Genomic DNA, 17,582 nt, shown 5'->3' with positions numbered 1-17,582 from the left:
AGGGCTCGCGGTCATCGAAGCCAAGGAAGCAGGACATACTTGCTTAGGGCATCGAATCCACTCATAAAGGATGGCGTCGCCACATAGGTGCGCTATGCAGCCATATGGTCCAATTCCCCGATGTCTTAGTCAATACAAAGCCATTTTCGGCCAGCAATGCGCGATTGGACGCATTGGTCGCCACGGCCGATGACAGGACCACCGCTCCCACCTTGAGCTGCGCGAAGGCATCGGAAACCGCTTTATCGTTCACCCCAGTCGCCAGCCCCTCCGAGACAAAATTGAGCACGCGTTTCCTTATTTGATAATCGCGATTACCGATGGCGGGTGCGAGCATCTCCAGGTACATATCCCGCACGCTGACTAATCGTGGGTGCTGCTCGAACATGGCGATGATGGACGTTACGGATTCCGGTGCGACAATGCGTGTACCGAGGGGAGCCAAGCCATTAACGTCCTGCGCAACAGTTAGCTCAGAGGGTGCAACCTTCCAGCCTGCAAAATGCCACTGCACATCATTAGTGCGCCGTAACACGTTGTAGTGCAATCCAGAAAAAAGCATTAGTACAAGCAAGGATGCCATCCATAGGGCGGGATTGCGAACCGTGAAACGTTTCGCCGCTTGATCAAAAATCAGGCAGAATGATTGAGCCAAATAAGTCAGTATCGGCAAACACCAAGTTACTCGCCAATATACTGGAGCCGTTGTCAGATAGCGTGAAATGAAGCCAGCAAGGAAAGGGTTCAGTAAAATCGTCAACAGCAGGAAGGGTGGCACCACTAGCCATAGCCGCTCACGGGTATCCCGTGCAAAAGCGGGGCCTATCAACAACAACAAAGCGATAAAGTATTGCTGCCGCTCCCCAAAGACTGATCTCCATACCGTCTCTGCCGTATCCTGCGTACCTACCACCAGTACACCATCCCTGGACGCGATAGCCACATATAACAGGTAGGGAACTGGAATAAGAAGCGTCAGCGCGACGGGCAGCATGCGACGGTAAGCCGTTTTTGGAGTCGTCACCCATGCCGCGGCGAAAGCGGTTCCCGCCGCCATCGGGGCAGCAAGCATCGCAAAATTGGAAATACCGATAGCTGCCACCTGGGCACACGCAAGCAGTAAGATATCGCGCGACGATTGCTGTCCCCGAGCATATCGAAACGTCAACGCATAAATAAGCGGCAGTAGCGCGGAAAGATAAACCGCCTTTCCCTGAAACATACGCACAAACATGAAGTTCGCGGGGCCGCGGTGACACTCGCCTAAGATCAATCCCAGAATTAGCGTTATAAGGCCTACCGCTAGCCATCGCCGAGGCGCCACCTGCTTGGCCAGAAAGAAAGTCGCCACCACCGTGGCACCCGCGGCCAATGGTGGCAATACACAGTACGCAACGTCCATGGCGGGAATTCCCAATACTTGGGCTATCGCCGCCATCAATAACTCATAACTTGTGAAACGATAGCTGGGGAAGATAAGCGGCCAGTTAACCTCCCCATGCATGGGGTCCTGACTCATCAACGCGGCGCCTGGATGGGCATGCGCAAAGGCAGCAATGCCCACATAAAATGCATCGTCGGCATCGCTGCGTGACACCCAAAGTGTTAACAAGACTGCGACTAGCGCCGTCAGCAACACGACCATGCGCTGGTAGCGGCCGATGACTGAGTGGCGAACCAAAAACGGCTTTGTGGCTCCGGTGTCAACGCCAGAAAAAAAATAGGCCGTCAGCGTCACCACGCTAAGCCCCCAGAAGCAGACCCATGACACTTTGAGCGAAAGAATCGCAAGAAGCGCGACACCGATAAACATCCAGGGATGGTTGGGCAGACTCCTCCAACTTGGCGAATCAACTTCTGTGCTAAACGAAAATGCTGATTGCGTTGGAAGCGCAAAAAATAATGCGCTGACCAGCAATGCTCCCAGCGGGCCATACACTATCAATTCGCCAAGCGTACCGCCAACGAGCACGACAGCGTTGGTAGCCAAGGTCCACCCTGCGAAGAGAGCTAGAGCAAGGCCAATTAGTTTATACACGCTTGGCGTCCCGATGATTGGCACAGAGTCGGACACGGTGCCATAACAAGCTCAACGCGTTTGACTAGAGGTCAGCGTAGTTAAGACACCTACGACGATTAACACGATGCCCGTCCAGTAACGCCACCCTAAATATTCACGGAAAAAAACATAGCTAAGCAGAGGCACAATGACGAAACTTAGCGCCATAAACGGATAGGCATGGCTCAACGACACCCGTGTCAAGATCCATATCCATAACAGGGTTGTGCCAGCATACACCACGCCGCCAAAAACGAAATAGCGCGAGGTTAGCAGCCCAAGCAATGTATGGCTTAACGCAAAATCCTGCGCGGCAAGCTTGAACATTATCTGTCCTAGTGCCATGCCAAGCACACAAATAAACATAACCGTGTATTGGGCGGGTTGGCTCACAGATAAAGCCTTCTGGCAAGCTAAATGTTATTCAGGGTACTTCATCAGTTAACTTCGGAACATCTGCACACGACACGTCATCGATGACATCTCTCTGCGGCTACACCAAACTCAAGCCTCGATCCAACAATATGCTGCGGGCCTTATCGGCGTCACCACCTCTCGCCTCAATGCTTGCATAAAGACTCAGATGATGCACCGGGAACGGAAAGCGCCTTACCTTCACATCAGCAAAAAAATATCGAACTAACTGGATAATTTGTTCAGCAGTATTAACGTGTTCGTGCCGCATGAGCACACCATAATCCAGGCGATGTCGTAAGTAATAGGCGGCACCTGTCGTGGCACGCCAGCCCAGCCACCATAAAAAGCCACCCTCGCTCGGTATCCCTGCCTTGAATACGCCATCTTCATCTAGATGAAGCACGGAATAAGCCAACTCAAGTGGTAAATCCACCATGTGTTCAAGCACCGCAATCGACACGATTCGGCTGTAACGATGGTTCTTAGGAATCTCCGCTTGGGACGCATAGACGTATTCTACGTGCTTGCGCGCCGCACTATCTTCGTATAGCGCCGTGAAAGGCTCCACCGCGTCGTATTGTAGAGCGCCGACTTCAAATCGCACATGATTGAGAGTACCCGCACCAAGTTCAAGTAAAACATCGCCAGGTGCTCCCCCAACTTCAAAGTGCATCCATTCCTCCATGCGTTTAGCCAACCCTTCTACAGCCCGCACCCCCTCCCTGTTCGAGCGATATTCCTCTTCATATATTGCCCGATGCGCAGCTGGCAACTCTGGACGCATACGCGGATAGGTACTCAATAATTGTTGAATACTTTTAGATAGCATTGTGTGCACTGTCCGATAATCTGAATACATCGAGACCACTGGTTGCAACCAACCATGACAATACCTGTTAAGTATTATCTGACTCCAGCACACCCGAAGATGTCGCGCCGCGATAATCCATCCACAATAGCGAGTGGATCGGCGTCCTGGGCGTAGCAAAGATATCGAAATTCAAGAACGCCAGAAGAAGCTGGATACCCACCATCACCGGCAAACCGGCCAGCATGACGGTGCCGGCGGTAGCAAACTCACCGCGGTGCGACAACCGCACCCACTCAACCAAGCCGAACAAAGCGCCAAAAGAAAAAAGAAACAATCCTCCCAGAAGCTCGAAGGTGGCCACCGACATATCTCGAAGAAAATAGCTGTAGAAGATTCGCTTAAAGAAATTTGAAGCATGCTTCAGTACAAATTCCGGGAGGATCTTCGATATCTTCAGATTGCTCACCTCGTCGCCGTAAACCGCTTCCATCGGCACATCCACCACCACCCCCTTCAGCACGTTCAGATGGAACAGCATATCTGTCTCGAAGAAATAGCGCGAACTGATCTTGCCAAGCGGCAATCGCTTGGCGACATTCGCATGAATAGCGGTAAAGCCGTTGGTGGGATCGAAGACACTCCAGTAACCCGTGGAAAGCTTCGAGACAAATGACAGGACTGCATTACCGAACAGTCTTACACGCGGCATATTGACCACACCCTCGAGATCGAAGAAGCGATTGCCTTTCGTGTAATCCGCATGCCCGATAGCAATCGGATGAATGAATCGATCAATGAGTGACGGATCCATCTGCCCGTCGCCATCGATTTTCACAATGATCTCCGCGCCATCCTTCAAAGCGGCCTGATAGCCTGTCAGGGTTGCAGCGCCCACACCACCGTTTTGCGGCCGAAAGATGACAACGACCCGAGGGTCGTTAGCGTTCTTGGCGATAAACTCGCCCGACTCATCCGGACAGGCATCATCGACGGTATAGATACGAAAAACTTCGGGGCCAATTCGCGAAATCACCCCGAGCACGTGATCGATCACGCGAAAACAGGGAATAACTACCGCAACTTTCTTTGGATGTTCGCCGTGACTCATCAAAACAAAGTTTCCCCTCGAGTTGCCGGTGGTCAATCAGATGTTTGTTGCTAGAACTGGATTTCTGCCATAGATGCTAGCAAGGAGATGCCGGGGTGACGAGAGGATTCTTGCGATGGCTGGACTGTTCACCGGTTTCGAGGGGATTCGCTGCCTGCGAAAAGAGTTCAAATTGCGCGGGTGTTTGGATTGCGCTTCGAGGCGGCCCTCACTTTAACCCTCTCCCCGGGGAGAGGGTGCCATCGTGAGCGGTTACATATTGCGGCGATACTCGCCACCTACGTCATACAGCGCATGACTGATCTGTCCCAGCGAGTTGTACTTCACCGCTTCCATCAACTGCTCGAACACGTTCCTCCGCTCGCGCGCGGTGTTCTGTAGCGTCTTGAGGCTTGCCGGCGCGAGTGCGTTGCGCGCATCGCCATAGCCTTTCACGTTGTCGATCTGCTGCCCTTTCTCTTCTTCCGTCGAACGGATGAGTTCGATCTCGGTGGCGATTTCGCCGCCATGGTCCTTGGGCAGGAAGGTGTTGACGCCGATCAGCGGCAGGCTGCCGTCGTGTTTCTTTTGCTCGTAGTACATCGATTCTTCCTGGATCTTGCCGCGCTGGTACATGGTGTCCATGGCGCCGAGCACGCCGCCGCGTTCGCTGATGGCTTCGAACTCCTTGTATACCGCCTCTTCGACGATATCGGTGAGGGCGTCGACCACGTAGCTGCCCTGCCAGGGGTTTTCGTTGAAGTTGAGGCCCAGTTCCTTGTTGATGATCATCTGGATCGCAACGGCGCGGCGCACGCTTTCTTCTGTCGGGGTGGTGATGGCTTCGTCGTAGGCGTTGGTGTGCAGGCTGTTGCAGTTGTCGAACAGGGCGTACAGCGCTTGCAGGGTGGTGCGGATGTCGTTGAACTGGATTTCCTGCGCGTGCAGGGAACGACCGGAGGTCTGGATGTGGTACTTCATCATCTGGCTGCGCGCGCTGGCGCCGTAGCGTTCGCGCATGGCGCGGGCCCAGATGCGACGGGCGACGCGGCCGATCACGGTGTATTCCGGGTCCATGCCGTTGGAGAAGAAGAAGCTGAGGTTGGGCGCGAAGTCGTCGATGTGCATGCCGCGCGCGAGGTAGTACTCCACGATGGTGAAGCCGTTGCTGAGCGTAAAGGCGAGCTGGCTGATCGGGTTGGCGCCGGCTTCGGCGATGTGATAGCCGGAGATGGAGACCGAATAGAAATTACGCACCTTGTGATCGACGAAGTATTGCTGGATATCGCCCATCATGCGCAGCGCGAATTCGGTGCTGAAGATGCAGGTGTTCTGTGCCTGGTCTTCCTTGAGAATGTCGGCCTGCACGGTGCCGCGCACATTGCTGAGCGTGTCGGCCTTGATCTTGGCGTAGGTGTCGGCATCCACCATTTCCACCCCGGAAACGCCGAGCAGGCCCAGGCCCAGCCCGTCGTTGCCCTTGGGCAACTCGCCGGAATACGTTGGGCGCGCGCGATCGGCGTAGAGCTCGGCGATGCGCTTTTCGGCGGCGTCCCAGCGCGCGGGATCGGCCTTGAGGTATTTCTCCACGTTCTGGTCGATGGCGGTGTTCATGAACATCGCGAGGATGATCGGCGCGGGTCCGTTGATGGTCATCGACACCGAGGTGCTGGGCGCGCTGAGGTCGAAGCCGGAGTACAGCTTCTTCATGTCGTCGAGGGTGGCGACGTTGACGCCGGAATTGCCGATCTTGCCGTAGATATCCGGGCGTGGCGCCGGGTCTTCGCCGTACAGCGTGACGGAGTCGAAGGCGGTGGACAGGCGCGTGGCGGCGCCGCCCTGGCTCAGGTAATGGAAGCGGCGATTGGTGCGCTCGGGCGTGCCTTCGCCCGCGAACATGCGGGTGGGGTCTTCGCCGCTGCGGCGATATGGATACACGCCGCCGGTGTAGGGGTAATAGCCGGGAAGGTTTTCACGCATCAGGAAGCGCAGCAGGTCGCCCCAGTCTTTGGTCTTGGGCGGCGCGACCTTGGGGATTTTCTGGTGGCTGAGCGATTCGCGGTAGTTGTCGACGCGGATCACCTTGTCGCGCACTTTGTATTCGTTGACCTCGGCGGTGACGGTTTGGTAGCGCGCGGGCCAGTCGCGCAGCAGGTGCACGGCTTCGTGGCTGAGTTCGCGCAGCGCGGCGTTGTAGCGCTGGCGCAGCAGGAGCAGCGTGCGGTCGGCGGCGCTGTCGTGTACGGCATCGTGGTCGTAGCGTTCCAGTTCGCGCGGCAGGTGTTCGTCGCCGAGGTCTTTGAGCGATTCGTAGTAGTGCTGGGCCTTGCTGGCGTAACCGGCTTCGCGCTCGATCTGGCTGTTGATGCCGCGGCCCTGCTCGGCGATTTCGGCGAGGTAGCGCACGCGGGCGCCGGGAATCAGCACGGTGGCGCGCGGTTCCTTGAGCGTGGTGTCGAGGTTGGGCTTGAAATCGCAGTGGGCGGTTTCGATGCCATGTTCGCCGCCCTTGGCGCCGAGCTTGTCGAGCATCAGGCGGCAGAGGTTGGTGAACATCCAGGTGACGCCCGGATCGTTGAACTGGCTGGCGATGGTGGGATAGACCGGCACGTCTTCGTCTTTCATGGCGAAGGCGGTGCGGTTGCGCTTCCACTGTTTGCGCACGTCGCGCAGCGCGTCTTCGGCGCCGCGCTTGTCGAACTTGTTGAGCACCACCAGTTCGGCGAAATCGAGCATGTCGATTTTTTCGAGCTGGCTGGCGGCGCCGTAGTCGCTGGTCATCACGTAGACGGGGAAGTCGACCAGGTCGACGATTTCCGAATCGCTCTGGCCGATGCCGGCGGTTTCGACGATCACCAGATCGTAGGGCTGGCTTTTCAGGAAGTTGATGCAGTCGTGCAGCACTTCGTTGGTGGCCGCGTGCTGGCGGCGCGTGGCCATGGAGCGCATGTAGACGCGATGGCTGCGCAACGCATTCATGCGGATGCGGTCGCCGAGCAAGGCGCCGCCGCTGCGGCGGCGGGTGGGGTCGACCGCAAGCACGGCAATGCGCATGTCGGGAAAAGCGTGCAGGAAGCGCAGCAGCAGTTCGTCCACCACCGAGGATTTACCGGCGCCACCGGTACCGGTCATGCCGAGCACGGGAGTGTGTTTGCCGGCGAGCGACCATTCCTTGCGCAGGCGGGCCAGTTCGGCGTCGCCGAGCTTGTCTTCTTCGATGGCGGAAAGCATGTGGCCGATGCTGTTTTCGTCGGCGATGTCGACCTTGGCCGGCACCACGGCGTCGCTCTGTTCACGCTTGGCGGCGGCGTTGCCGGCGCGCAGCATCACGTCTTCGATCATCTCGGTGAGGCCGAGCTTCATGCCGTCGTTGGGGTGGTAGATGCGCTCCACGCCATAGGCTTGCAGTTCGCGGATTTCCTCCGGGGTGATGGTGCCGCCGCCGCCGCCGAACACGCGCACATGGGCGGCGCCCCTCTCCTTGAGCATGTCCACCATGTACTTGAAGTACTCGACGTGGCCGCCCTGGTAGGAGGACAGCGCGATGGCGTCGGCGTCTTCTTGCAGCGCAGCACGCACCACGTCTTCCACGGAGCGGTTGTGGCCCAGGTGGATCACTTCGGCGCCCTGCGACTGGATGATGCGGCGCATGATATTGATCGCGGCATCATGGCCATCGAACAGGCTGGCGGCGGTAACGAAACGCAGCGGGCTGGCTTCGGCCTGCGCGGCGCTGGCAGGGACGTGCTTGGCGGGGGAACTCATGGGGACTCCGACAACGTGCTTTTAATGCCGCCATTCTAGTGGGGATGCCGGTTAAGCGCTTGGGTGGGCACGCCGCTGGCGCCGGTGACGCAGGGATGGGAAACCAGGCGTGCCGGGAGGTTCAGGTTTTCTTGAGAATTTTCCAGGCCGCGACGGTGAGCGCGCATGCTGGCCCCCGGACCCCTTCCAACCCGGTACAGCCCATGACTTCCAAGCAACGACTTCGCTTGCCGCGCCTGACGATGTGGCAGCAGATCCTGATCGCGATGGTGCTCGGCCTTGCCGCCGGCCATGTCATCGGCGAGCCCGCGAAAATGCTGCAACCGCTGGGCGACATCTTCATGTCGCTGATCCGCATGTGCGTGATCCCGGTGGTGTTCGTCTCGGTGGTGTGCGGGATCACATCGCTGACCGATCTGGCGACGATGCGCCGCATCGCATGGAAGTCGATTGCCATTTATATGGTGTCGATGGCGATCATGGCCGTGCTCGCCATGGGCGCGGCCAGCCTGTTCCAGGTGGGCAGCGGACTGCAACTGGCTGCCGGTTCGGCCGATGCCGCCGCAGCCGGGGCCACCAGCATCAAGGATGCGCTGCTCAGTGCGATTCCGGCCAACCCGTTCAAGGCATTTGCCGAAGGCGCGCTGTTGCCGACGATCGTGTTCGCGATTTTGTTCGGCCTGGCGATCAACCTGTGCGGCCCGACCGCCGCGCCGGTGCGCACGTTCTTCGACAGCATGTCGGCGGTGGTCTTCAAGTTGATCAACATGGTGCTGACGTTTGCTCCGTTGGGCGTGTTCGGCCTGATGGCTTATGTCACGGCGGATCACGGTTTTTCGGTGCTGGGCCACCTGGGCGCGCTGGTCGGCGTGGCTTACGCGGTGATGCTGTTCTTCATGGTCGTGGTGTGCAGCCTGATGTTGATGGTGTTCGGCATTCATCCGCTGCCGTTCCTGCGCAAGGCGTTTCCGGTGCAGTTGTTCGCCTATTCCTCGGCCAGCAGCGCGGCCACGCTGCCGCTGAACCTGGAAACCACGCAGCAACGCCTGGGCGTGGACGCGCGCATCGCCAGCTTCGTGCTGCCGCTGGGCTCCACCATCAATATGTCGGGATTGGCGGTGTACCTGGGCACCGTGGTCATGTTTGCCAGCCATGCCTACGGCATCGAGCTTTCGCCGATGCAACTGGTGACAGTGGTGCTGACCACCACGCTGGCCTCGATTGGCGCCGCCGGCGTGCCCGGAGCGGGCCTGGTGGTGATGGGCCTGGTGCTGTCGTCGGTGGGCTTGCCGCTGGAAGTGATCGCGGTGATCGCGGCGGTGGATCGGCTGCTGGACATGCTGGCCACCGCGACCAACGTTACCGGCGACACCGTCACCGCGGTGATGGTGGCGAAATCGGAAGGCGCGCTGGATACGGAGTGCTACCACCGCGCTTGATGTTCCATCTTCTTTTTTCCTGACAGGAAAAGATTCGGATCCCTTACCGACCCCGCGTTTTCAAGACGCGGGGTTTTCCGTATGCGTCGCATAGCATCGGCTCACCGATACCACAGACAACCCCTACACGTAGCCAAAAACGCGCGACATGCCGGCCAACACGGCGGCATGTTGTACGCCATCACGCATAACCATTCGCGTAACTCTTGCGCGCCTGCGATCGAAAGTACTTCTACTCAGCGCATGCATTGATCACACCCGCGCCGGACCTTCCGGCCGGATTTGGAAAAAAACAACATCAACAAGGAGCAGTCATGCAGGCCATTCCCCGTATTGCTGTCATTGGCGCTGGCGTCGCCGGCGTTGCCAGCGCCATCGCGCTGGCCGAGCAGGGTTATCACGTCAGCCTGTTCGATGCCTATCCACTGCTTACCGGCACCAGCAACAACACTCCAGGCCGGCTGGGCATGGGCTTCCACTACGCCACGCCGAACACCGCGGCCATGCTTTTCGACACCACTATTGATCTGGTGAAGCGGTATCCTCAGGCAACACTTGGCCGCGAGTTGCCGCATGGACATCCGCTGCGCCGCGCCCAGTACTTCGTGGCACGCGATTCGCTGTTCGGAACCGATGAGATCAGCGCCGTGCACGACATGCTGATCGAGCGCTATGCCAAGGCGTGGGAAAGCTCCGGCCGACGCTTGCCGTTCGGCGAACCGGGCGCTTTCCTGCGTCGCCTGCGCGAAGACGAATACCGCGGTTACGTCAATCCCGATGAAGTGCAAATGGGCGTGGATACCGCCGAGGTGTTGATGGATTGGCCTGAAGTGCGCGCCCGTCTCGAGCGGCGCGTGCGCGCGATGCCTCGCATCGACATCTACGAAGGCCATCGCGTGGAAGCGCTCAGCCACCATGGCAAGTTCCACTGGCGCGTCGACGCCCGCGATCCGAATGGGCAGCTACGAACGTTCGATGCGCAGCTAGTGATCAATTGCGCGTGGCAGAACATCGACGCGATCAACCGCATGGCGAACCTGCCCATTCAGTCCGGCGCGATCAACCGACTCAAGGTACTGCTGCGCGCGAAGCTTCCTCCCATCCTCCAGCAGCACTCCTCGATGTTTTTCTGTATGGGCCCGTTTGCCATGTTCTCGAATATGAACGATGGCAAGGGCATGATGACTTACGCGCCCGTCACCAACATCAGCGCGGCGCAAGCCGGCGATGGACATGCGCTGGCGGAACTCAACCGCATCCTGCGCCACGGTGTCGACGCCGCCGAATCACAGCGCCTGATCGATGGCCTGCGCGGCGGCGTGGCGCGCTTCATCCCGGCCATGCGGGACGCCCTGCCGGTGGCGCTGAAGTTTGGCGTGGTACGCACGCGCAGCGAATGCGACCTGTGGGACAAGCGCAGTGACGTGCACCATCGCGACTACACCGGCGTGCAGGCCGACGCCGCTGACTTCATCACTAATGCCGCCGTAAAGCTGATCTATTTCGCACGCAATGCCGACCTGGTGGTGGAGCTGGTCAGCCAGCGCGTGCCACTGACGCGCACGGGGCGCGTAGCATGAGCGCCGCCCTGACCCGTTGCGCGGGCGTGGATGACCTACGCGCCCTGGCAGCCAGACGCTTGCCGCGCTTTCTGTTCGATTTTCTTGACGGCGCTGCCGGACTTGAACGCACTGCCGCGGCCAATCAGGACACTTTCGCCAGCATGTTGCTACAGCCCCGCGTGCTCGCTGGCGATGTGCAACCGGATGCAAGCGTGGCGCTGGCCGGTCGCGTCAGCGCTTTGCCGATGGTATTGGCGCCAGTGGCTTTCGCAGGCCTGTTGCATGTCGGACAGGAACAGGCGGCGGCGCGCGCGGCGGCGAGTGCGGGCGTTCCGATGTGCCTGGCGATGGCATCCATCGCCAGCATGGAGGAAGTGCGTTCAGCGGCGCCGGAAGCCGAGCTGTACATGCAGCTGTACATGTTGCGAAACCGTAGCATCGTCGAGGATGTGCTTGAACGGGCCCGCGCCATCGACATACGCACGCTGGTGCTGACGGTGGATGTGCCGATGCATACACGTCGTTATCGCGATCTGCGCAATGGCTTCTACCGCCTGCCATATCTCGATGCACGCATGCGCCTGGATGTGTTGCGTCATCCGCGCTGGGCGTGGGCGCGCTGGCTGGCCGGCAAGCCGCGCTTCGGCACGGTGGCCAGGTATACCCAAGATGGTGGCGCGGATTTTTTCCTGCGCCAGCTTGATCCGTCCCTGTGCTGGGCGGATGTGGCATGGCTGCGCCGGCGATGGCCGGGGCCCCTGTGGCTCAAGGGCCTGCTTGATCCGGAAGATGCTGCGGAAGCCCTCGCGCAGGGCGCCGACGCGCTGGTCGTGAGCAATCACGGCGGCCGCCAGCTTGATGGCAGTCCAAGCGCCGTGGGCGCGTTGGCGCGCATTCGGGAGCGCACGCCTGCCGGCGTGCCGCTGTTTGTGGATGGCGGCGTGCGTGAAGGCACCGACCTGGTGCGCCTGCGCGCGCTGGGTGCCGATGCCGGCTGGATCGGCCGGCCATGGGGTTATGGCCTGGCGGCCGGCGGCGAAGCTGGCGTCCGCTACGTGCTGGACATGCTGGGCCAGGAGCTGCGCATCGCCATGGCGTTGCTAGGCAAGCGCCGCTGGCGCGACATCGACGCAAGCGTCCTGGCTTCGGCCAGGCACTGATCGAATCGTCGTGCAGAGTGCACGGCGCCACCGAATATACGGAGTTCAATGCTATGAAAGTAACAGTCATCGGAACGGGCTACGTGGGGCTCGTCACGGGCGCGTGCATGGCCGAGTGGGGCCATGATGTGATGTGCCTGGATCTGGATGCGGCAAAGATCGCACGCCTGCAACGCGGCGAAGTGCCCATCTACGAGCCGGGGCTACGGGAACTGATCATGCGCAACCAGCCAGCCGGACGCTTGCGCTTCACCACCGACGTAGCTGCATCCGTCGAACATGGCGACATCCAGTTCATCGCCGTGGGCACGCCGCCGGACGAGGATGGCTCGGCCGATCTCCGTCACGTGCTGGAGGCGGCACGCCAGATCGCATGCCACATGGATTCATTCAAGCTGGTCGTGAACAAGTCCACGGTTCCCGTCGGCACCGCCCAACGGGTGAGCACGCTGTTGGAGGAGGAGCTTGGCCGTCGCGCTGTGCGCTGCGGATTCGCGGTCGTATCCAATCCCGAGTTCCTGAAGGAAGGCTCGGCCGTGGCCGATTTCCTGCAACCAGACCGCGTGATCATCGGTTGCGGCTCCGGCACGGCTGACCGCCGCGCCCGCGAATGGATGACCCAATTGTATGCGCCACTGGAACGGACGTCTTCGCAACTGCTGTGGATGGAAACGCGCTCGGCCGAACTGACCAAGTACGCGGCCAACGCGATGCTGGCTACCCGCATATCGCTGATGAACGAGTATGCCAACCTGGCCGAGGCGTTGGGCGCTGATATCGAGGAAGTACGCCGCGGTCTGGGCAGCGATCCGCGCATCGGCGCTCATTTCCTCAAGGCCGGCATCGGCTATGGCGGCTCGTGCTTCCCCAAGGATGTGCGGGCATTGATCAGGATGTCCGAGCAGGCACACGTGTCGCATCACGTGCTTGATGCCGTGGAAGCGGTCAACAGCCGGCAGAAGTTCAAGCTGGTGGAAAAGCTGCAGAAGCGCTTTGGCGCGAGCTTGTCCGGACGGACAGTGGCGATATGGGGATTGGCGTTCAAGCCTGAAACCGACGATATGCGCGAGGCGCCAAGCCGGTGCATCGTGGGCGAACTGTTGCGGCTGGGGGCTATCGTGCGGGTATTCGATCCAGTGGCGATGCCCGCGGCACGCCGCGCCTTCGCGCAGGATCTGGCTGCTTATCCGCGCCGCCTGGCCAACATCCATTGGGCATCATCCGCACTGGATGCCGCACGCGGCAGCGATGCCTTGCTGCTGGTGACTGAATGGGTGGAATTTTCCCACATCGATCCGGTTCAATTGGCGAAAACGCTGTCCATGCCGCTGGTATTGGATGGACGCAACGCATGGGAGCCATCGCTGCTGGCATCGGCCGGCATCGAGCACCGGGGCATCGGCCGGATACCGGCCGGGGAAACATTGCGGACCAGGCCCATGCCGCTCCGGCGTTTCTCATAAGCTGGCGCAGGGTACATGCAACAGGCATCGCAGGCACCGCGTGCGATGCCTTGGCCTGTCGGCGTGCAACATTTGCCGTATTGCACGCCGGGCCACGAAGGGCGAGGCTCGTTTCAGCACACGCCAAACGGCAGGTTTGGCGAAGCCACTACGCGCTCGCCCACGCACTCGCCGCGCAAGAACGCGAGTGCCGCATCGATCACTTCCGGTGCGTCCAGCACCTTGTGATGGCCAAGCCCCTGCGTGCTGAGCAGGCGCGTATTGGACCCATGGCGCGCGTAACGCTCGCCTTCTTCCCACGGCACTTCGTGATCGTCCAGATCGTGCACGATAAGTCCAGGCTGGCCCAGGGCTGGCAGATGGCGGTGTACTTGCAGATCCCGTGCGTGCACGCCGGTGCGGCGTTCGAACCAGCTGAGGAAGGGCTCGCGCAGGCGCTCGCTCAGGCGCACGACGCGGAAGAAGCGGCCGGCAGCCGCTTCGATATCGGCGGCCGGCGCGATCAATACCAGCCGCCGGGCTTGCCAGTGCTCATCCTGCGCCAAGGTCAGCGCGGCGCCGCCCATGGAATGGCCGATCGCCAAGGCCGCCTTGCCGAAGTGCTTGCCGATGGCACGGATGGTGGCGATGCAATCGGGCAAGGTGCACAGGCCGCCGCTGCTCGCGCCGTGGCCGGGCTGATCGAAACTGACCACCGCCAAACCATGCTCGCGCAGTTTTGCGATCCAGGGTAGATAGCGCAACCCGAAGCTCGACCAGCCATGCACCAGCAAGGCATACGGCTGCGTGGCCGGATCGCCCCACACGTAGGTGGCGATCGATTCGCCGCGGATCGGCAGTGTGCCGCGACGCATCTCGCTGTCCGGCTGCGCGGCGCTGGCGCGGCTGCGGCTGCTGGCGAACGGCGTGGAAAAAAGGCGCGCGGCGTGCTCCACCGTCCGCTGCGGGGCCAGCCGGCTGCCCACCGCAAAACCGATGCGCACGGCGCCAAGCTTCCACGCATGCCGCGACGAAGGATGAGATGGACGAGCGCTCGGTTGTTTCATCGTGATTCCTGCGGTGTCAGGCGCGGTAGCTGGCGAACAGACGATCGAATGCTGCCTGGGTGCGGTGGCTGGCTTCATCGAAGCCGAATAATCCAGCATCGTGGTGCAGGCCCAGCATCAGCGCATAAACCTCGAACGCCAGCTGGGCCGCGTCGGTATCCGTGCGCAAATCGCCCACCTGCACGGCAAGGCCAACGGCGCGCTTGATTTCCTCGCGCCAGGCCGACTGTTGCTGCAGCACCCGTTCGCGCAGGATGCCGTCTTCGCGACCGTCGTATTCCACCGTGGCACTTAGCAGCACGCAGCCGCTTTGATGGATGCGCGACCACTCGAACCAGTGGTCGATCATCGCGCGCAGGCGCGGCAAACCACGCGGCTGCTTGAGCGCCGGCGTTTTCACGAACGCCACGAAACGCCGGGAGACCGCATCCAGCAAAGCCAGCTGCAACTCCTCGCGCGAACCGAAGTGGGCGAACACGCCACTTTTGGACATGCCCACGCCTAGCGCCAGGGCACCGATCGACAGGCCTTCCAGGCCATCGTGCCGGGCGAGCGCGTAGGCATGATCGAGGATCAACTCGCGTGTGGCGGCGCCTTTGCTGAGGAGGTCTGCGTTCATGGCAAAAAAATAGCACGATCGTTCGTTTTATTCCAACGGCCGTGCGCGGCCGATGCTTATCGGCCACGCTTTGTGCCCTGCATCGCAAATAATTGGCTGTTTCCTGAACAAACGAAAGCAATCACGTCAACATGCCGCATAGGATTGCGTTTTTCCGACTGCCAGCCGCCTGTCGCGGCTGCTTCCAATAAGAGAGGACATCCATGATCAGCATGACCCGCAAACTGGCCCTGGTCGCAGGCATCGGCTTGGCGCTAGCCAGCGTGAGCTATATCCCGCCCGCTACGGCGCAGGTCGTGGTAGGCGTTGGCGTGGCGCCCCCGCCGCCGCGTTTCGAGCGCGTTCCGCCGCCCCGGCGCGGCTGGATCTGGGTGCCGGGTTACTGGCAGTGGAATCCGGGCTGGCGCCGTCACATGTGGGTACCAGGCACATGGGTCCATGCACGGCCCGGTTACCGCTATTACCCCGGCGTGTGGGTGCAGGGACGCGGCGGCTGGCGCTGGCGCGAGGGTTACTGGGGTCGTTGATACTCAACAAAACCTGCGCTTGCAGGCGACCATGGAGCGCAGGTCGAACGGCTTACCACCCGCTTGCCCAATAATATGTTTGGAAGCCTTGAAACGCCCCGCTCGACGGGGCGTTTTTTATCTGCCGATGTCGGCGCTGGTCCTCGCTTGCTGCGTTGCGACAGCGCTTCCGCGATGACTCGTACTAAACTTAGAGAGCTAACTTGCCGCCCCAGCCTCCTGCTGGGGCTTTGAGTTTTCGGGCGTCAGGTCCTTGGCGGGGCCAACGCTTCCATACCAGGTTGCCAACCCCGGCACCGTCATACGTGGAGTCCATGTTCCAATGATTTTCGAAACCATCGCCAAAACAGGCCACGAAGAAGTCGTCTACTGCCACAACAAGGACGCTGGCCTGAAGGCCATCATTGCGATCCACAACACGGTGCTAGGTCCGGCACTGGGCGGCCTGCGCATGTGGCCGTACAAGACCGAGCAGGATGCCGTCAATGATGTGCTGCGCCTGTCGCGCGGCATGACCTACAAGAACGCTGTGGCCGGCCTGAACCTTGGCGGCGGCAAGGCGGTGATCATCGGTGATCCGTCAAAGGACAAGTCCGAAGCGCTGTTCCGCGCCTTCGGTCGTTTCGTCAATTCGCTCAACGGCCGCTACATCACGGCCGAGGACGTGGGCATCGACGTCAACGACATGGAATACGTGTTCCGCGAAACCGAATACGTGACCGGCGTGCACCAGGTGCATGGCGGCTCGGGCGACCCCTCCCCGTTCACCGCCTACGGCACGCTGCAGGGCCTGATGGCCGCGCTGAACTTCCGCCACGGCAACGAAGACGTGGGCAAGTACAGCTACGCGGTGCAGGGCGCCGGCCATGTGGGCAGCGAGTTCATCAAGCTGCTGCGCGAACAGGGCGCCAAAGTGTTCGTGACCGACATCAACAAGGATGCCGTGCAGCGCTGCGTGGACGAACTGGGTTGCGAAGCGGTGGGCCTGGACGACATCTACGACGTCGACGCCGACGTGTATTCGCCGTGCGCGCTGGGCGGCACGGTGAACGAGCAGACCATCGACCGCATCAAGGCGAAGATCATCTGCGGCGCGGCCAACAACCAGCTGGCCAATGACGCCATCGGCGACGAACTGCAACGCCGCGGCGTGCTGTACGCGCCGGACTACGCGGTCAACGCCGGCGGCGTGATGAACGTCTCGCTGGAAATCGATGGCTACAACCGCGAACGCGCCATGCGCATGATGCGTACCATCTATTACAACCTGGGCCGCATCTTCGAGATCAGCAAGACGCAGAACGTGCCCACCTACAAGGCAGCCGACCGCCTGGCCGAGGAGCGCATCGAGTCCATCGGCAAGATCAAGCTGCCGCACATGGGCAACGGCGCACCACGCTTTGCCGGCCGCATGCGCGGGCAGTAAAACTGCACCCGCGAGTGTGGGAAAACGCCGGCCCCTGGCCGCAATGCCGCTCAGTTAAGCAAAGGCCCTGCGGGGCCTTTGCTGTTTTGTAGAGTATGAGTCTGTTGATAGAGCGGCACGCGATGCCGAAGGCAGACCGATGCTACTGGAAGCCTACCTGCAAGATACCCATGAGCTGGCCACGCCAGACCAGTGGAAGGT

13 protein-coding genes are annotated in these 17,582 nt (G+C 60.6%); 6 read left to right on the top strand and 7 right to left on the bottom strand.

Annotated features, from left to right (window positions below):
• Positions 1–61 precede the first annotated feature (61 nt).
• The 5 genes from ISP15_RS17090 to ISP15_RS17070 all read right to left on the bottom strand — a co-directional run bounded on the left by ISP15_RS17090 (position 62) and on the right by ISP15_RS17070 (position 8,139).
• Positions 62–1,990 carry a DUF6077 domain-containing protein gene (locus tag ISP15_RS17090; protein WP_404549036.1) on the bottom strand — a complete coding sequence of 643 codons (1,929 nt, stop codon included), beginning with the start codon at positions 1,988–1,990 and terminating at the stop codon, positions 62–64.
• A 99-nt stretch (positions 1,991–2,089) separates the two neighbouring features.
• Positions 2,090–2,452 (bottom strand): EamA family transporter, encoded by a 363-nt coding sequence (locus ISP15_RS17085; RefSeq protein ID WP_449757822.1) that lies wholly within the window; start codon positions 2,450–2,452, stop codon positions 2,090–2,092.
• 100 nt (positions 2,453–2,552) lie between these two features.
• Positions 2,553–3,335: a hypothetical protein gene (locus ISP15_RS17080; RefSeq protein WP_404549033.1), complete on the bottom strand. Its 783-nt coding sequence runs from the start codon at positions 3,333–3,335 to the stop codon at positions 2,553–2,555.
• A gap of 37 nt (positions 3,336–3,372) precedes the next feature.
• Positions 3,373–4,395: a glycosyltransferase family 2 protein gene (locus tag ISP15_RS17075; RefSeq protein ID WP_404549032.1), complete on the bottom strand. Its 1,023-nt coding sequence runs from the start codon at positions 4,393–4,395 to the stop codon at positions 3,373–3,375.
• A 252-nt stretch (positions 4,396–4,647) separates the two neighbouring features.
• The gene (locus tag ISP15_RS17070) at positions 4,648–8,139 is read right to left on the bottom strand and encodes a methylmalonyl-CoA mutase family protein (protein ID WP_404549030.1); all 3,492 of its coding nucleotides are present in this window, start codon (positions 8,137–8,139) and stop codon (positions 4,648–4,650) included.
• A 203-nt stretch (positions 8,140–8,342) separates the two neighbouring features.
• On the opposite strand from ISP15_RS17070, the gene ISP15_RS17065 reads away from it, so the two are divergent.
• The 4 genes from ISP15_RS17065 to ISP15_RS17050 all read left to right on the top strand — a co-directional run bounded on the left by ISP15_RS17065 (position 8,343) and on the right by ISP15_RS17050 (position 13,763).
• Positions 8,343–9,578 carry a dicarboxylate/amino acid:cation symporter gene (locus ISP15_RS17065; RefSeq protein ID WP_404549028.1) on the top strand — a complete coding sequence of 412 codons (1,236 nt, stop codon included), beginning with the start codon at positions 8,343–8,345 and terminating at the stop codon, positions 9,576–9,578.
• Between the two features lie 314 nt (positions 9,579–9,892).
• Positions 9,893–11,158, top strand: a complete 1,266-nt coding sequence (locus ISP15_RS17060; RefSeq protein ID WP_404549024.1) for an FAD-dependent oxidoreductase — start codon at positions 9,893–9,895, stop codon at positions 11,156–11,158.
• Positions 11,155–12,300 carry an alpha-hydroxy acid oxidase gene (locus tag ISP15_RS17055; protein ID WP_404549022.1) on the top strand — a complete coding sequence of 382 codons (1,146 nt, stop codon included), beginning with the start codon at positions 11,155–11,157 and terminating at the stop codon, positions 12,298–12,300. The genes ISP15_RS17060 and ISP15_RS17055 overlap by 4 nt, the downstream gene beginning before the upstream one ends.
• Positions 12,301–12,353: 53 nt before the next feature.
• Positions 12,354–13,763, top strand: a complete 1,410-nt coding sequence (locus ISP15_RS17050; protein ID WP_404549018.1) for a UDP-glucose dehydrogenase family protein — start codon at positions 12,354–12,356, stop codon at positions 13,761–13,763.
• A gap of 113 nt (positions 13,764–13,876) precedes the next feature.
• On the opposite strand, the gene ISP15_RS17045 is transcribed toward ISP15_RS17050, so the two are convergent.
• On the bottom strand, positions 13,877–14,809 hold the full coding sequence (locus tag ISP15_RS17045; RefSeq protein WP_404549015.1) for an alpha/beta hydrolase: 933 nt from the start codon (positions 14,807–14,809) through the stop codon (positions 13,877–13,879).
• Between the two features lie 16 nt (positions 14,810–14,825).
• On the bottom strand, positions 14,826–15,428 hold the full coding sequence (locus tag ISP15_RS17040) for a TetR/AcrR family transcriptional regulator (protein ID WP_404549013.1): 603 nt from the start codon (positions 15,426–15,428) through the stop codon (positions 14,826–14,828).
• Between the two features lie 203 nt (positions 15,429–15,631).
• On the opposite strand from ISP15_RS17040, the gene ISP15_RS17035 reads away from it, so the two are divergent.
• Positions 15,632–15,955: a hypothetical protein gene (locus tag ISP15_RS17035; protein ID WP_404549011.1), complete on the top strand. Its 324-nt coding sequence runs from the start codon at positions 15,632–15,634 to the stop codon at positions 15,953–15,955.
• 322 nt (positions 15,956–16,277) lie between these two features.
• Positions 16,278–17,381 carry a Glu/Leu/Phe/Val dehydrogenase dimerization domain-containing protein gene (locus ISP15_RS17030; RefSeq protein ID WP_404549009.1) on the top strand — a complete coding sequence of 368 codons (1,104 nt, stop codon included), beginning with the start codon at positions 16,278–16,280 and terminating at the stop codon, positions 17,379–17,381.
• The last annotated feature ends 201 nt before the right edge of the window (positions 17,382–17,582 follow it).

The organism is Dyella jejuensis, assembly GCF_044904675.1.
In the GTDB taxonomy this organism is placed as follows: Bacteria; Pseudomonadota; Gammaproteobacteria; order Xanthomonadales; family Rhodanobacteraceae; genus Dyella_B; species Dyella_B jejuensis.
The sequence above is the reverse complement of the archived record's forward strand: the minus strand, read 5'-3'. Positions and strand labels throughout refer to the sequence as shown.

Bases quoted from the DNA above. Each gene is read 5' to 3' on its own strand.
- ISP15_RS17080 (WP_404549033.1), bottom strand. From the start codon at position 3,335: ATGTATTCAGATTATCGGACAGTGCACACAATGCTATCTAAAAGTATT.
- ISP15_RS17075 (WP_404549032.1), bottom strand. From the start codon at position 4,395: ATGAGTCACGGCGAACATCCAAAGAAAGTTGCGGTAGTTATTCCCTGT.
- ISP15_RS17070 (WP_404549030.1), bottom strand. From the start codon at position 8,139: ATGAGTTCCCCCGCCAAGCACGTCCCTGCCAGCGCCGCGCAGGCCGAA.
- ISP15_RS17065 (WP_404549028.1), top strand. From the start codon at position 8,343: ATGACTTCCAAGCAACGACTTCGCTTGCCGCGCCTGACGATGTGGCAG.
- ISP15_RS17060 (WP_404549024.1), top strand. From the start codon at position 9,893: ATGCAGGCCATTCCCCGTATTGCTGTCATTGGCGCTGGCGTCGCCGGC.
- ISP15_RS17055 (WP_404549022.1), top strand. From the start codon at position 11,155: ATGAGCGCCGCCCTGACCCGTTGCGCGGGCGTGGATGACCTACGCGCC.
- ISP15_RS17050 (WP_404549018.1), top strand. From the start codon at position 12,354: ATGAAAGTAACAGTCATCGGAACGGGCTACGTGGGGCTCGTCACGGGC.
- ISP15_RS17045 (WP_404549015.1), bottom strand. From the start codon at position 14,809: ATGAAACAACCGAGCGCTCGTCCATCTCATCCTTCGTCGCGGCATGCG.
- ISP15_RS17040 (WP_404549013.1), bottom strand. From the start codon at position 15,428: ATGAACGCAGACCTCCTCAGCAAAGGCGCCGCCACACGCGAGTTGATC.
- ISP15_RS17035 (WP_404549011.1), top strand. From the start codon at position 15,632: ATGATCAGCATGACCCGCAAACTGGCCCTGGTCGCAGGCATCGGCTTG.
- ISP15_RS17030 (WP_404549009.1), top strand. From the start codon at position 16,278: ATGATTTTCGAAACCATCGCCAAAACAGGCCACGAAGAAGTCGTCTAC.